Here is a 14,287-nt window from a genome sequence, read left to right on the forward strand (position 1 = left end):
TTCATTTATCTCAAAGTGATTAACACCAGATTTAATTAAGCTATGGCTGAAATAAAATACAAAGTTCCTACAATGGCCGAAATGGCTGCCAGCAACGAAACGCCTGAGATTTTGTTCTGGGTGGGTTGCGCAGGATCATTTGACGACCGTTACAAAAAAGTTACCGTTGCATTTGCCAAAATACTAAATCAGGCTGGTGTAAAATTTGCAGTACTTGGCACAGAAGAAAGCTGTACCGGTGACCCCGCACGCAGAGCCGGAAACGAGTTCACTTTTCAGATGCTGGCGATGTCCAATATTCAGGTGCTGGACATGTACGGAGTAAAAAAAATCGTTACTGCCTGTCCTCACTGCTTTAATACGCTGAAAAACGAATATCCCGAACTGGGCGGGAAATATGAAGTAATCCATCATTCTGAATATCTTCAGCAGCTGATTAACGAGGGAAGGGTAAGAATCGAAGGCGGTGAGTCATTTAAAGGCCGAAAGATTACTTTCCATGATTCGTGTTATCTTGGCCGCGCCAATAATGTTTATGAAGCGCCACGCCATGTTCTCGAAGCATTGGATGCCGACCTGGTAGAAATGAAACGCAGTAAAGTAAAAGGATTATGCTGCGGTGCAGGTGGCGGACAAATGTTTAAAGAGCCCGAAGCCGGTAAAAAGGATGTAAATATTGAACGTATTGAAGAAGCGCTTGCCACAGGTGCAGATACGATTGCCGTCGCTTGTCCGTTTTGTATCGTAATGATGACCGACGGACTTAAAAACAAGGAAAAGGAAGATTCTGTAAAAATTTATGATCTTGCGGAATTGATTGCGCAGGCAGAAGGTTTGTAAAGAACGAGCTAAGCCGGAAACGGCCGTTTATTAATTATCAAAAGGATTACCAAAATGTATATACCATTCAGCGACCTGGATTTTGAAGCCCGTGTTTGGGTTTACCAGGCCAACCGTGAACTGACAAAAGAAGAAACCGGCACGATAACCGAAACATTAAAATCTGCGCTTGATACCTGGGAGGCACATGGCAAGCCGCTAACTGCCTCCGGTAAGGTTTTTGAAAACCGTTTTATTGTGATCGGCGTTGACGAACGTGACGAATTGCCAAGCGGATGTTCTATCGATAAATCTGTGCACTGGCTACAGCAAATAGGAAGCCAGATGAACATTGATTTTTTTGACAGGTCTCTCGCTTATTTTGATGCAAACGGAATTGTACAAACTGTTCCCGTTCCAAAAATTAAACAGGCAGTAACCGAAGAAGCTGTAACACCTTCAACCGTAATTTTTGACAACCAGGTTGCTACCAAAGCACAATGGATGAAGCGCTGGAAAACGCAGGCTTCCAATACCTGGCTTAACCGCTATTTCTCGGAACAGACCAGCATATAGTCAGTAAAAACTTAATTAGATTTGTGTTTACTAAAAAAATCCGGATGAAGGTTTTTCAAATTATTGCGGCGTTATTCCTCATGTTTTCCATTTCGTCATGTGACGACAGCGTGGTTTACAAAGCACATGAAGATATGGACGACGGCATGTGGTATATCAAAAATAAGCCGGAATTTAAAGTTGAAATCAAAGACACTGTTTCCAGGTACAATGTCTACTATTTGTTTCGAAACACACTTCAATATCCGTATTACAACCTATATCTTACCAGAAAGCTGACGGGGCCGGACGGAAAACTTATCTCTAATACATTAGAAGAAGTTTTTGTTTCGAATGAAATTACCGGTAAGCCATACGGCAGAGGACTGGGAGACTTGTTCGATCATAAAGTTCCGATTGTGAAAAACCACACCTTTACGCAATCCGGAACATATGTTTTCCAGCTTTCACAATCCATGCGTCAAAATCCTTTACCATTTATTTTAAGCGTTGGAATCAGCGTTGAAAAAGTGAAAACCGGTAATTAATCTACCGGTTTTTCTATAAAACATAAGTCAGATTCATGAATAAAGTAATGTATTTTTGGCTTGCAATTAAAACTGTATTAGCCACTTGCGATTCTGACCGGAAAGAAAATGGTTTTAAAAAAGTAAAATCAGAGTATTCAATCAGCACGGTTGGAAAACTTCCCAAAATCGCTACGGAAAGTTCAGGACTGGCTAAGGGGGAAAAAGTCAACACATTTTGGACACATAATGATAGCGGCGGAAAACCAGAGCTGTACGAGATCGATCCATCCGGAAAGTTATTATCTACCAAGGCCATAGCCGGAGCGGAAAACATCGATTGGGAGGACCTCGCCAGAGAAGGCGATGGAACGCTTTACATTGGAGATTTTGGAAACAACGATAATAACCGCCAAACACTCGACATTTATAAACTGCCTGCCGGAAAATCGTCTGCCGAAAAAATAACTTTTAATTACGCCGGTCAAAAAACATTTCCTCCTGCGGCTGCCGGAATGATCTACGATTGTGAGGCTTTCTTTTACAGCAGCAAAAATCTTTATCTGTTTTCCAAAAAAGGTTTTAAATCTGATGAATATGTAAGATTGTACAGGATGCCTGCCGAGCCGGGAAACTATTCTTTGTCTCCCGTTGACAGTATTCAGATTGAAACCCAGGTAACCTCCGCAGACATCAGCCCCGACGGCAAAACCTTTGCCCTGCTAACTTACGGAAAAGTTTTGCTCTTTGCCATTGAGAATGGAAAAATTGACTTTAAACTTCCCACAGGCTGTTTCAGGATAGTAAAAAAACAAGCAGAGGCACTTATCTTTCTAAATAATTCAGACATGATGCTTACCAACGAACAGGGGCAGATCTTTTTTATTACTCGTCGCTGATGTTATGTTTGTGTTAACAAACCAACAAAACATGTAATGTGAAAATCACATCTGTTAATTTCGAATCCGATTTAACAAATTAGATAAAATGAGCACCGCAAAAACTATACATGCTACACCGAAAGTATTAGTAGTTGATGACGATTCCGATATTGTAGAACTTCTTGAATACAATTTAGTAAAAGAAGGATATTCTGTTTTAACTGCATCCAATGGCAAAAAAGCAATTGAAATTGCAAAGACATTTATCCCTGACCTGATATTGCTTGACATCATGATGCCACAGATGGACGGTATCGAAACCGGCAGAATGTTACGCCAGAACACCGATTTAAAAAATACTTATATTCTATTTTTAACTGCCCGCTCGGAAGAATATTCAGAAGTTGCTGCATTTGAAGTCGGGGCGGACGATTATATTACCAAGCCGATCAAACCCCGCGCCCTGATGAGCCGGATTAATGCATTGTTTCGCAGAGAAGCACAAAAGGCCGATTCAGGTGACCAGATTGAGATTCTGGATCTGATTATAAACCGTAAAAATTATACAGTTACGCAGGAAGGAGAAAAGTCTACGGTACTTCCTAAAAAGGAATTTGAACTATTATTTTTTCTTGCCCAGACGCCAAATAAGGTTTTTAACCGCGACGAATTACTCCAAAAAATATGGGGCGCAGATATTTATGTTTTAGAAAGGACCGTTGATGTACACATCCGAAAGCTGCGTGAAAAGCTGGGCGACCGTTATATCAAAACACTAAAAGGCGTAGGATACATGTTTAGCAACGAAGTTGCTTAGAAGTTACTTTTCCTTATCTTTTTTATCCTTCCTGTCTTTTTTCCTGAATGCCAGTTTGATATTTACTTCACCGTTTTCGTCAATGGCTTTCAGGAAAATTTTAGACCCTTCTCTTTTCTCAGGGTTATTTGGGTCAAGAACGTATGTCGAATCCCGTTTTTTCAAATTGCTTAAAGGGATTTCAATGTTGATGTCAGTCTTTTTGGCAAAGCTGTATACACCGTCAATAAACAGCGTTACCACGTTCGATTCAATTTCCATTGGTTCTATTTCAATCTCCTGCCCGTTCAGCCTGAAATTCGTAGTAATGGGTGCAAACTGGACGCTTTCAAAATTTCTCTTTTTGAAAACCAGTTTTTTCATTTTTAAGAAAGGCTCAAAGTTATTGATGTAACCATTTGTAAGGTTAATATGCAGCTGTCCTCTCATAGACGCAGGAACGATCTTCACATTATTGCTCAGCCTGCTTTCGAAATTAAATTCTGTACTTAGCCTGCCTTTCAGATTCTGATCCGTAATTGTTTGCTGCCCGAAATTATTAAATGAGTTAAAAAGTGTCTGAACATCGGCGTTGGTAACCTTTCCTCTTAATGCCAAATGCGGCAACGGGTTTGAACCCGAATTGTCCATTTCGCCGGAAACCCTTACCCTCGCTCCCTTGAAAGCTTTCATCACAAAATACTCAATCCGCATTGAATTGTTTTTCACAGTAAACTCGCCCTTTACATCTGATGCAGCAAATTTTTTGTATTTCATTTGGGCAGAATTCAATTTTGCGATAATTTCAATTTTATCGATCGCATCATCAAGAAGGTCGGCAAGCTTTAATTTCTTCTTTTTTTGACTCGTAACATTTGTTCTTGGAGCCAGCAACGTTTCAAGCCAGTTGAGTTTCCAGGTAGGGATATTGATATTTACATTGGCTCGCAGCGGTTTGGGTGAACCAAAAAGGTACGGGATCAGATCCATCACTTTACCCTGAACAAAAAGCATATTCTGCCCGTCTGAAAAACTAAGATCGGGAAATACAAATGCCTGCTCGTTAAAAGCCAGCTCTCCGTTTATCTTTTTCAAACTGACCTGTCGGGGCAGATATTCCATTGAAATATTTTGTAAAGAAACTTTGCCGTTTATTTTCCCGTTAAACCGGTCACGCTTTTGATCATAGAATTTCTTCAGACTTCCTGCAAAATGAAAATCAATTTGTGCCTTTCCGTTTTTGAAGCGGTAACGGGAAGGGTCCAGCAATTGATCAAGGTTTGTGGAATCTCCTGTGATTTTACCATCCAGATTAGCGCTCGGATTAATAAAATTATTGACGACAAGTTTTAGTTTAAACGGAATGGTTTCAAAAAAACCATGCACATCCGGTGCAGATAAACGGGCGTTTTGCGGTCCGGGTGTTTTTAACGTATCGCCCTGATTGGTATAATAACCTTCTGCAACCACTTTTCTTAACGATCCTACCGGTAAGTCATACTGGAACGGGTCTGTTTTGAAGTGGAGATTTACCCTTGGCTTTCTGGGCGAAAGCTCACCGACAATTCTCACCTCTGTATCTACAAGCGTATGAATACCGATTGAATCAATCTGCTGTCTGATAACTTTTGGTAAAAGCGGCAGTGCATTGTCAACAGCTATCTTTTTAGCCTCGAAATTCAGTTGGAAAGTTTTCACCGTATCTGCAAAGTCGAAAATTCCGCTGATACTGATTTTATCATGCGCACTGTTTTCAAGAACCGAAGGATAAACCGTTAGCCGTTTTTCGTTTGAGTCATACGCCAGCGTTAAATTCATATTCGTTTCCTGCTTCATCAGAAAACCTCCTTTTTCAGGTTTAAAAATCAATCCGTTAAAGTAAATGGATCCGGCAAAACTTGCATTTGTTGTCGTGTCTGTAATTGTGACATGATTGGAAGCATCATGAAATACAGCACCATATCCTTTTCCGGTTGTTGAGTCCAGAAAGCTTACCGCGAAGTTGATAAAACGAACGTGACCAAATTTGTTAACAAGCCCGTCATTGGTTCCAGACTTGCTTTTATCTTTTTTAGTACTGTCAGAAGATTTAAAAATAGATAGGTTTGAATATCCGTCCTTCCGCACAAACATTCTCATGCTGCCATTTTGCAGCACCAGGTTTTTTATCTTGATATCCCCTTTATAAAAACCATTAAAATCAAGTGCTGCATGTATTAATTCAATATCAAGAAACGCCGTTTTATGCACACTGTAAAGCGTATCCGTAATCTTCACATTGGCCAATGTAAAATTAAGTCCGAAACCTCCGGAGAACGGACGAAATTTAAAATCCCCAATTTCAAGGTTACCGTTCAGGTTTTCATTTACTGCTTCCTGCACCTTGCGGAAAAGCATTTCCTGGTTGCGGTTTAACCATACTTCCACTGCTCCAAAAAGAAGCAGTCCGCTCAATGCAAGAATACCGGCAATTTTTAAAAACTTAGAAAACATGAAAAGGAAGGAAATAAATTAAGAGGCCGTTTAAACACACATTTGGGGCCAGCCTTCATAACAACAATCTACTAATAACGTGCCACAAACGTACGCTAATAAATTAGTCGCAGATGTTGAGTCTGTCAATTTCGCTATTCACGGCAAAAAATGCTAGTTTTGCGCACTCTTTTTATAGGTAAAGAGTTCATGATCATAAAATACTGCGAATAAAATGCTACTAAGCGAACAGGAAATATTACGCCGGCAGAAGCGCGAAGAATTAATGAGGATGGGTATTGAGCCCTATCCTACTGAGGAATTTTTGGTAAATACTTACGCCGCTGACATCCATAAAAACTACGAAAATAATAAGATTGATTACAAAAATGTATCCATGGCGGGCAGGCTGATGGGCTTCCGGATTATGGGAAGTGCAGCATTCGCTGAGTTGCAGGACAGCACCGACCGGATACAACTATACTTTCGTCGTGACGACCTGTGCCCGGGTGAGGACAAGACGCTTTACAACACGGTGTTTAAAAAACTTTTGGACATCGGTGACATTATTGGAATAACAGGTTTTGTCTTTACTACCCAAACAGGAGAGATTTCTGTTCATGTTCAGGAGTTTAAGATTTTAAACAAATCACTTCGTCCGCTTCCGGTTGTAAAACGGGATGATGAAGGAAATATTTATGACGGCTTCACTGATCCTGAGCTGCGTTATCGCCAGCGTTATGTGGATTTGATCGTAAATCCGGAGGTGCGTGACATTTTTGTAAAACGCGCCCGAATCATCACAACCATGCGTTCTTACTTCGATTCAAAAAGCTGGCTTGAAGTAGAAACCCCTGTGTTACAGGCAATACATGGCGGAGCGGCAGCAAAACCTTTTGAAACACACCACAATGCGTTGGATATGGATCTTTTCCTTCGCATTGCTACGGAACTTCATTTGAAACGCCTTATTGTAGGTGGTTTTGAAGGGGTTTATGAATTCGGTAAACTCTTCCGCAATGAAGGAATGGACCGGACACATAATCCTGAATTTACTACCGTTGAGCTTTACGTCGCATACAAGGATTATCTCTGGATGATGCGTATGACAGAAGAGGTACTGGAACGCGTTGCACTTGCTGTTAACGGAACAACAAAGGCTAAATTCGGAGATACAGAACTTGATTTTGCCGGGCCATATCCTAGACTGAGCATTACGGATGCTATTCACCAATATACAGGATTGAATGTGGAAGTACTTGATGAAGCTTCGATTCGTGAAAAATGCCGTGAGTGGGGAATGGAGGTAAATGACAGCATGGGTAAAGGCAAACTGATTGATGAGATTTTTGGAGAAAAAGTAGAAGAACATATCATTCAGCCAACATTTATTACGGATCATCCTGTTGAAATGTCGCCGCTTACCAAAAAGCACCGCAGTAAACCTGGCATGGTGGAGCGCTTTGAGCTTTTTATCAACGGAAGAGAAATTGCGAATGCTTATTCCGAGCTGAACGACCCCATCGAACAGCGTGAACGTTTTGAAGATCAGCTCAAATTAAAAGAACGCGGTGATGATGAAGCCATGGAAATGGACGATGATTTTCTTCGTTCTCTGGAATATGGTATGCCTCCTACTTCCGGTATTGGTATCGGTATTGACCGTTTGACGATGCTGCTTACCAATAACTCCAGTATTCAGGAGGTGATTTTCTTCCCGCAGATGCGTCCCGAAAAGAAACAGGAGATTGCGAAGGAAGCGGATTATGTAGCAGCCGGCGTTCCCCTCGTATGGATACCTGCTCTGCAAAAAATGAATATCATGACGATCGATCAGCTTAAAGCTGCAAGCCCGAATAAGATATTTAATGATTTGGGTGGGATGCGTAAGAAATTGAAAATTGACGAAAAGCTGCCTGCTTTGGATGATATCAAAAGTTGGGTGGAATAAAAAAGGATACTTCCGAAAATGAAAAATCCCGCAGCGAACTGCGGGATTTTTCATTTCTTGCAAAAAAAATATAATCTATATCTTTTTTACCTGCACAGCGTTAAGACCTTTTTTTCCTTCAACGACCTCGTATTCAACCTGGTCATTTTCACGGATAGTAAGTCCTCCCAATCCTGTCACATGGACAAAGATGTCTCTGTTTGTGTCGTCTTCAACGATGAAGCCGTATCCCTTAGCTTCATTGAAAAATTTTACAGTACCTGTTGGCATAATGTTGTTAAAAAAATTAAATAAGGTGAAAATACATCAGAATTGTAGATATTTCATTTTAAAGCAAAAAAGCTGTGCCAAACAATTGAGGGAGGCTCAACCGAATAACAAAAGAAATTTTGGCAATTTTAATCAAGACATCTTAATAATAATGAACTACTTACAAATTCCTTAATCACAAAGAAACAAAAATTGTGCGTAAAATAATTTATTTGATTAAATAATTTGAAATTTTAAGAGTTAACGGTAATTTGCTCTTTCGTGAAGATACCGGCCTCTGCTTAGGATGAGAGTTGCAATTGACGTGGAAAATTGCTAAATATGAGGTAATTATTATAAAAGAGGATATGAACAGACTCCGCTATTTCGTAGAAGATCAGATATTTGGTGTGTGCGCAAAGCTTGGAGAAAAACTCAATTTCCCTGCCAGCAGCATCCGCAGATACTTTATTTATGCTACTTTTATGACCTTCGGGTCTCCGATTATTCTCTACCTGGTACTGGCATTCTGGCTGGAACTCCGTCAGCACTGGAGAAGGCACAACAGCCCTACTATTTGGGAGTTATAGGCAGCTTTATGCCTGTAAGCTGCGTAAAGCGGTGTTTACCCAACACAAAATATTCCCAAACTACACTTCTGAAATAAAGAGGCGATCTGAAAGTTGAACGTTTCTGACCCTTTGTCAGGGATGGAATCATACGGTAAAAAGCAAAATGCGCCTGCAGAATGGCAAGGACATCCGGCCATGCTCCTGTGGCCATAAACCGGACACTGGAAACGCCATCCAGTATCAGCCTGAATATGACTGTCTTCCAGCGCCTTCCTTTTGGAAGGTTTTTGAAGAGCATTATTAAATTATTCCGGTAATTCAGAAATGTTTTTTGAGGATTGGATTTATGAAGTGTGCCGCCTCCGACATGATAAACCGTCGATTTTCCTGAATAAGTAATCCGGTAACCCATGTTAAGCAGTCGCCAGCAAAGATCGATTTCTTCCATATGGGCAAAAAAACGTTCATCAAAACCTTGTGCTTCGTGAAAAGCATCTGCTCTTACAAACATGCAGGCACCTGTAGCCCAAAAAACATCCTGCTCATCGTCGTACTGGCCTAAATCTTCTTCCCGTGTATCAAAAATGCGACCGCGGCAAAATGGATAACCCAGGTAATCCATATAACCGCCTGCCGCTCCGGCATATTCAAAGTGTGTCCGAAGATCGTAAGCACGTATTTTTGGCTGACAGGCAGCAATTTTTTCATCCGACTCCATAAAAGAAATAACCGGATCAATCCAGTTTTCCGTCACTTCAACATCAGAATTGAGAAGCACGTAATATTCAGCACTGATTTGCCAAAGGGCATTATTGTAGCCCCCGGCATAACCTTTATTCTCCGAAATAGTAAGTGTTTTCACTTCCGGATAATATTCCTGAAGCCATTCGAGCGAATGATCTGAAGAGGCATTATCTGCCACCCATATTTCGTAACCTGCTGAATGTTTTAAAACATCAGGAAGAAATTGCTGAAGATAATGCCTGCCGTTATAATTAAGAATAACAATCGCAACACGGGAAGAAGTCATGAAAAATAAATTACTTCATAAATCCGCCTAAATCCAAACCAGGAATGTTTGGCAGAACCCCGTCGGTTGCTTTTTGAAGATGTTCTTTAATCTTAGGTTCAATTCTTTCGTAAGCTTTGTTTACTGCCGCAACAATCAGATCCTGAAGCATTTCTTTATCTTCCGGATTTACCAGATCCTTATCGATATCAAGACCAATAAGGTTTTTTTGCCCGTTCACTGTTGCTTTCACCATTCCTCCTCCCGATTCAGCTGTTTCTATTATTGTCCCCAGCTGATCCTGAGCTTCTTTCATTTTGGCCTGAAGGTCTTTCATTTTTCCCATCATGCCCATCATATCTGCCATATTTCCAAACATACCGCTCTGATTAATTTGTTCAGTTATAAACCTGAATTTCTGATAATGGTTCCTATCTTAAAAGCATAAAAGTACCACTTTTTTCTACTTCCTGATTAATATCGTCCACGAAACGGATTTTATAAACGTAAGCGCCAACAGCGGCGTTTTTACCATTTATTCTGCCGTCCCAGCCAACAGCAAGATCATTTGAATGGAAAACAACCTGCCCCCAGCGATCTAAAACTGAGAAACTAAACGATTGTACCTGATCCGCTTTTGCCAGAAGCTGATCGTTCACGTCATCTCCATTGGGTGAGAATGCATCAGGGACAAAAATACCTGCGCTTCTTTTATAATAGAAAATATTAGAAAAACTTTCAAAATCTCCGCTGGCCGAATGGGCACGCACCTGAAAAGTATATTCCAGATCACTTTGCGCATTGAGTGACGGTGTGAAAGAGCTACTTAGCTGTTTGTCAATTTCATCCGCAGAGCCACTGCTTTGTCCCTTTTGAATCATTACATAATTTCCAACCGGTTCCAGGAATGGTCTTTCTGTATTCCAGGTAAAATTAGAGAGCGCATTTTTTAATGTTATACTGCAAATAGGGTCCGATGGCGGCAATTTCTGTCCGCATGCGTTTTGGTAGCTCAGTCTGTAACAATAGGATTGTTCATTCGCCTGAACATCCGAATCAATATATTCATTCTCATTGCTTAGCGTCACCAGCCTTTTAAAAGTGGTGCTGCCTGCTTCCGACTTCTCAATAGTTAGCTCATAATTACTTTTAGGGCCCGCACCGGGGATAACTGCATTAATCACAATCTGCTTATCACTACTGACTGAGACCGAAGCCTGCGTAATCGGTTTCGGCTGCGCTATTTCAGTTTTGACAGTGACCGGCGCAGAAGTTGACGTAACGCTGTTGGTTCTGGCTACAACCTGATATTCAAACTGGTCACCACACTGTACATCTTCGTCAGTAAAAGACGTTTCATTGATCCCAAACGTTTTTAAAGAAACACCATCCCGGAATAATTCATATCCTGTAAATCCCCTTCCCTCAGGATATTTATTCCATGATAAGACATTTTTCTCATCAGCAGATTTTCCGGTAACCACCATAGTTGTTACCAAGCCTGATTCGAGCTGTCCGCCGCAAAGATCTCTGGAAGATAACCTGAGCTGATATATCTGACTGGAATTTATATTATCCATTCTGTAAAATATCGCCGCCCCACCCGACGATCTTGTACCGTGTGTGCTGAAGTTATTTCCATCGGTACTGTATTGAATCTGTGTAGCGATAGATGTAATCCCGGCATAATTCATTTCAATACTCCCATTGTTTTTTACTTCAACTTTACTGATTTGGATATCATCCAGTTTAACCTGCTGAAAGGATACGGGAATAGTTCTGGCAGTTCCTGATTTGCATGAAGTATTTACAGTATAAACTCCTTTCACACTAATGACGGGAGTAAGAGAAGTGCTTGCATAAACGTGTTCAAAAGTCAACGCATTACCTTTAACCCAGGTATCAATTTTACCATCACCCCAGTTAATCTCAGTTTTATCGTATGCGTTCAAGTAATAATTGTCTGTAAAAACCAGCCTGACCTTTCCTCCGCCACACGAAGCATATTCAAACCATGGCGTGTCTGTTTCATAAACTTTGATTTGTTTACAGGAAGAAAAAACACCGGATGATATGGCGCCATACTGGAGAATGGTGTAATTCCCAGCCGGATACGTGTACGATGAATAGTTGGCGTAGGCGGGATTAGGAGATCCGTCATAAGCAACCGAATAACCTACTGTGATGGTATTAGGAACATTGTTCTTTATGTTAATCGTTAATGGCGCACATCCCTCTAAAGGCGTAATTTCAAAATTTCCGCCTCCTATTCCGCATAGCCCCTGACCCATCAGGGTACCAGTGAAAAAAAACTGACTAAAGATTAAATGAATTATAAGTAATCGTATTTTCATAGTGCGCTACATTGAAGTCAATTCCCAGGGTAATCCAGCTGCGATAATATTTCAATTACAAAAATTAAAAGAAAGCTGCAAAAATAAGATATTTATCAATTGATACTCTTACCATTAACTATGTATACACTTATAAATCTGTTTTAACGAACCAATACGAAACTTCCGGTTCTAGAAATCTGCTCCTGGGTTGGTGTAGAGGCTTCGATTTTATAAAGGTAGTATCCTGGCAATGCTGGTTTTCCACCGATTGTCCCATCCCAGCCATCAAGTGCATTTTCTGACTGAAAAACAACTTCGCCCCACCGGCTGTAAATCAACATCCTGAAAGTGGTAGTAAAGTAACTTTTGACCTCAAACCGTTCATTAATCCCGTCTCCGTTGGGTGTGAAAATATCCGGAATAAGCATGATGACATCACTTCGTAAGCTGATAACATTGGAATAACTTACCAAATTACCATTGCCCGACTCCGCTCTGATTTGAAAACTGCCAGCCGACTGCGTGTCCAGATCGATTTTATGAATGAGATCCAGTTGTTTTGGTATCTCGTCCGTAGTTTGTCCGTTTATATCGGTTTGAATGAGATCATAAGCACCAACGCTTCCTATAAACGGAGACGCTCCTGTCCAACTTATATCCTGAACACCGCTTTTTAATAAAATAGAGCATATTACATCGCTGGGCGGAGACACAAGTTTACAGGCATTCTCATAACTAAAACGATAGCAGTAAGAAGTTTCGGAAGTATTTACTTCCTGATCTTTGTATATAAGGTTTTGATTACTTAATCCGGATACCTTTTGAAAATCGCTGCTTCCGGAATTAGCCCTTTCAACGATCAGGTTATAAGTACTCGTTAATCCGTCTCCTGACAATACTATTTTAGAGGTAATCAGATTATTGCTTTCAACCGTAACACTGGCTTGTTTAATTGCTTCGGGAGAAGAAGATTGCGGCCGGATTGTAATGGGAGCCGAGTAAGAACGTACGTCACCCTCTATAACGGCCACAACTGCATATTTATAATCTGTACCGCATTTAACTTTATCATCCAGATAAGACAATTCCGATGGTGTATTGAAAATCACACCGTCATCCCGCAGCAGCTGAAATTCAACCAACTTCTCCGAATTGGTACGCTGCTCCCAGGTAACCGAATTTACTTCATCAAGAACAAGCGTGCCTTTTTTGACAATTACACTGCTTACAATATTACTTTCAGAAGGATTTTCGCAGATGTCTTTGGAAATAAGTTTAAAACGGTAAATCTGGTCAGGATTCAGATTTTCGATAGTAACCGATACAGGACCCTTTACGGAAGCTGTTTTTCCTGTTGATACAAACATGGCATCGCCTTTGTCTATAAAAACTTCTGTATTGACTCCCTCCATGCCCTGATAAAGGATTTTGGCTTTGCCATCCGCGGTCATTTCAACATTGCTAATTTTGATACTGGCAAGAGACGGAGGTGTAGCCTCACCAGTCAACGTCCTGGACTTTACCTCCGATGCACAAAAGTCACCATTGTACACACCTTTGATTGTAATCGAAGGCTTTTGACTCATAATTTTGTCGTGAAGAAGCAATCCACCCTTATCTACTCTTATCGGTGGCCCGTCGCCCCAGTCAATTTCGATCTTGTCATAAGCCCGATAAATTGCATCATCCACGAGTGTGAGCCTCACCCGGCCGTTGTTGCAGCTTGTGAGATATCCGTTTGGAGCCGCAGTTTCTCTGACTTTATAATCTTTACATAAAACAAAGCCTGTTCCGCTTGCGCTTCCAGCCTGTAAAATGGTGTAGGTCCCAGGTTTGGTATAAACATAAGAAAGATCAGGGGTTCTGTCGACTAATACAGGCGCATCTGTTTGAGTCCTGTTAAAATTATAAACATAATAAACATCCTGAGCTCCGGATTTATCATTTTTTAACGTCACAGCTTTTTGGACACACCCATCAGCAGGATCAATTGTAAAAGCACCTTTGAAGGCATTCTCACAAAACTGAGCTTGTACTTTTGCTGAAAAAAGCCAGACACATATTCCAAAAAACACAAAAAGTAGCTTTCCCTTCATTGAGTAAATCATTTACCAAATACA

The 14,287-nt window shown here is 40.8% G+C and carries 13 protein-coding genes; 7 read left to right on the forward strand and 6 right to left on the reverse strand.

What is annotated here, in order from left to right; all coding sequences use genetic code 11:
* The first annotated feature begins 42 nt into the window (after window positions 1–42).
* From E0F88_RS17880 to E0F88_RS17900, 5 genes are all read left to right on the forward strand, one after another.
* A complete protein-coding gene (locus E0F88_RS17880) occupies window positions 43–840 on the forward strand; it encodes a (Fe-S)-binding protein (RefSeq protein WP_131959643.1) in 798 nt (265 codons plus the stop codon).
* 54 nt (window positions 841–894) lie between these two features.
* Window positions 895–1,395 (forward strand): hypothetical protein, encoded by a 501-nt coding sequence (locus tag E0F88_RS17885; RefSeq protein WP_131959644.1) that lies wholly within the window; start codon window positions 895–897, stop codon window positions 1,393–1,395.
* Between the two features lie 44 nt (window positions 1,396–1,439).
* A complete protein-coding gene (locus tag E0F88_RS17890) occupies window positions 1,440–1,922 on the forward strand; it encodes a gliding motility lipoprotein GldH (protein WP_131959645.1) in 483 nt (160 codons plus the stop codon).
* Between the two features lie 35 nt (window positions 1,923–1,957).
* Window positions 1,958–2,800: a YjiK family protein gene (locus E0F88_RS17895; protein ID WP_131959646.1), complete on the forward strand. Its 843-nt coding sequence runs from the start codon at window positions 1,958–1,960 to the stop codon at window positions 2,798–2,800.
* An 88-nt stretch (window positions 2,801–2,888) separates the two neighbouring features.
* A complete protein-coding gene (locus tag E0F88_RS17900; protein WP_131959647.1) occupies window positions 2,889–3,599 on the forward strand; it encodes a response regulator transcription factor in 711 nt (236 codons plus the stop codon).
* Window positions 3,600–3,602: 3 nt separating this feature from the next.
* Here E0F88_RS17900 and E0F88_RS17905 read toward each other — a convergent pair whose 3' ends face one another.
* Window positions 3,603–6,071 (reverse strand): AsmA-like C-terminal region-containing protein, encoded by a 2,469-nt coding sequence (locus E0F88_RS17905; protein WP_131959648.1) that lies wholly within the window; start codon window positions 6,069–6,071, stop codon window positions 3,603–3,605.
* A gap of 214 nt (window positions 6,072–6,285) precedes the next feature.
* On the opposite strand from E0F88_RS17905, the gene lysS reads away from it, so the two are divergent.
* Window positions 6,286–8,001, forward strand: coding sequence for a lysine--tRNA ligase (gene lysS / locus E0F88_RS17910; RefSeq protein WP_131959649.1), 1,716 nt, complete (start codon window positions 6,286–6,288; stop codon window positions 7,999–8,001).
* A gap of 75 nt (window positions 8,002–8,076) precedes the next feature.
* On the opposite strand, the gene E0F88_RS17915 is transcribed toward lysS, so the two are convergent.
* Window positions 8,077–8,271 carry a cold-shock protein gene (locus E0F88_RS17915; RefSeq protein ID WP_026629450.1) on the reverse strand — a complete coding sequence of 65 codons (195 nt, stop codon included), beginning with the start codon at window positions 8,269–8,271 and terminating at the stop codon, window positions 8,077–8,079.
* A gap of 347 nt (window positions 8,272–8,618) precedes the next feature.
* Between E0F88_RS17915 and E0F88_RS17920 the strand changes: the two genes are divergently transcribed.
* Window positions 8,619–8,840 (forward strand): PspC domain-containing protein, encoded by a 222-nt coding sequence (locus E0F88_RS17920; RefSeq protein ID WP_131959650.1) that lies wholly within the window; start codon window positions 8,619–8,621, stop codon window positions 8,838–8,840.
* Here the strand turns inward: E0F88_RS17920 and E0F88_RS17925 are convergent.
* The 4 genes from E0F88_RS17925 to E0F88_RS17940 all read right to left on the reverse strand — a co-directional run bounded on the left by E0F88_RS17925 (window position 8,824) and on the right by E0F88_RS17940 (window position 14,263).
* Window positions 8,824–9,852, reverse strand: a complete 1,029-nt coding sequence (locus E0F88_RS17925) for a glycosyltransferase family 2 protein (protein ID WP_131959651.1) — start codon at window positions 9,850–9,852, stop codon at window positions 8,824–8,826. The two genes, E0F88_RS17920 and E0F88_RS17925, sit on opposite strands and share 17 nt — an antisense overlap.
* A gap of 10 nt (window positions 9,853–9,862) precedes the next feature.
* On the reverse strand, window positions 9,863–10,210 hold the full coding sequence (locus tag E0F88_RS17930) for a YbaB/EbfC family nucleoid-associated protein (RefSeq protein ID WP_131959652.1): 348 nt from the start codon (window positions 10,208–10,210) through the stop codon (window positions 9,863–9,865).
* A gap of 52 nt (window positions 10,211–10,262) precedes the next feature.
* Window positions 10,263–12,185, reverse strand: a complete 1,923-nt coding sequence (locus E0F88_RS17935; protein WP_229213811.1) for a T9SS type B sorting domain-containing protein — start codon at window positions 12,183–12,185, stop codon at window positions 10,263–10,265.
* A 143-nt stretch (window positions 12,186–12,328) separates the two neighbouring features.
* Window positions 12,329–14,263: a T9SS type B sorting domain-containing protein gene (locus E0F88_RS17940; RefSeq protein ID WP_165940099.1), complete on the reverse strand. Its 1,935-nt coding sequence runs from the start codon at window positions 14,261–14,263 to the stop codon at window positions 12,329–12,331.
* Window positions 14,264–14,287 lie beyond the last annotated feature (24 nt).

The sequence above is a fragment of the Dyadobacter psychrotolerans genome, assembly GCF_004349265.1.
GTDB lineage: Bacteria > Bacteroidota > Bacteroidia > Cytophagales > Spirosomataceae > Dyadobacter > Dyadobacter psychrotolerans.

Excerpts from the sequence above, each read along its gene's own strand:
- E0F88_RS17925 (WP_131959651.1), bottom strand. The coding sequence starts at position 9,852 with ATGACTTCTTCCCGTGTTGCGATTGTTATTCTTAATTATAACGGCAGG.
- E0F88_RS17885 (WP_131959644.1), top strand. The coding sequence starts at position 895 with ATGTATATACCATTCAGCGACCTGGATTTTGAAGCCCGTGTTTGGGTT.
- lysS (WP_131959649.1), top strand. The coding sequence starts at position 6,286 with ATGCTACTAAGCGAACAGGAAATATTACGCCGGCAGAAGCGCGAAGAA.
- E0F88_RS17940 (WP_165940099.1), bottom strand. The coding sequence starts at position 14,263 with ATGAAGGGAAAGCTACTTTTTGTGTTTTTTGGAATATGTGTCTGGCTT.
- E0F88_RS17935 (WP_229213811.1), bottom strand. The coding sequence starts at position 12,185 with ATGAAAATACGATTACTTATAATTCATTTAATCTTTAGTCAGTTTTTT.
- E0F88_RS17930 (WP_131959652.1), bottom strand. The coding sequence starts at position 10,210 with ATGTTTGGAAATATGGCAGATATGATGGGCATGATGGGAAAAATGAAA.
- E0F88_RS17880 (WP_131959643.1), top strand. The coding sequence starts at position 43 with ATGGCTGAAATAAAATACAAAGTTCCTACAATGGCCGAAATGGCTGCC.
- E0F88_RS17890 (WP_131959645.1), top strand. The coding sequence starts at position 1,440 with ATGAAGGTTTTTCAAATTATTGCGGCGTTATTCCTCATGTTTTCCATT.
- E0F88_RS17900 (WP_131959647.1), top strand. The coding sequence starts at position 2,889 with ATGAGCACCGCAAAAACTATACATGCTACACCGAAAGTATTAGTAGTT.
- E0F88_RS17905 (WP_131959648.1), bottom strand. The coding sequence starts at position 6,071 with ATGTTTTCTAAGTTTTTAAAAATTGCCGGTATTCTTGCATTGAGCGGA.
- E0F88_RS17920 (WP_131959650.1), top strand. The coding sequence starts at position 8,619 with ATGAACAGACTCCGCTATTTCGTAGAAGATCAGATATTTGGTGTGTGC.
- E0F88_RS17915 (WP_026629450.1), bottom strand. The coding sequence starts at position 8,271 with ATGCCAACAGGTACTGTAAAATTTTTCAATGAAGCTAAGGGATACGGC.
- E0F88_RS17895 (WP_131959646.1), top strand. The coding sequence starts at position 1,958 with ATGAATAAAGTAATGTATTTTTGGCTTGCAATTAAAACTGTATTAGCC.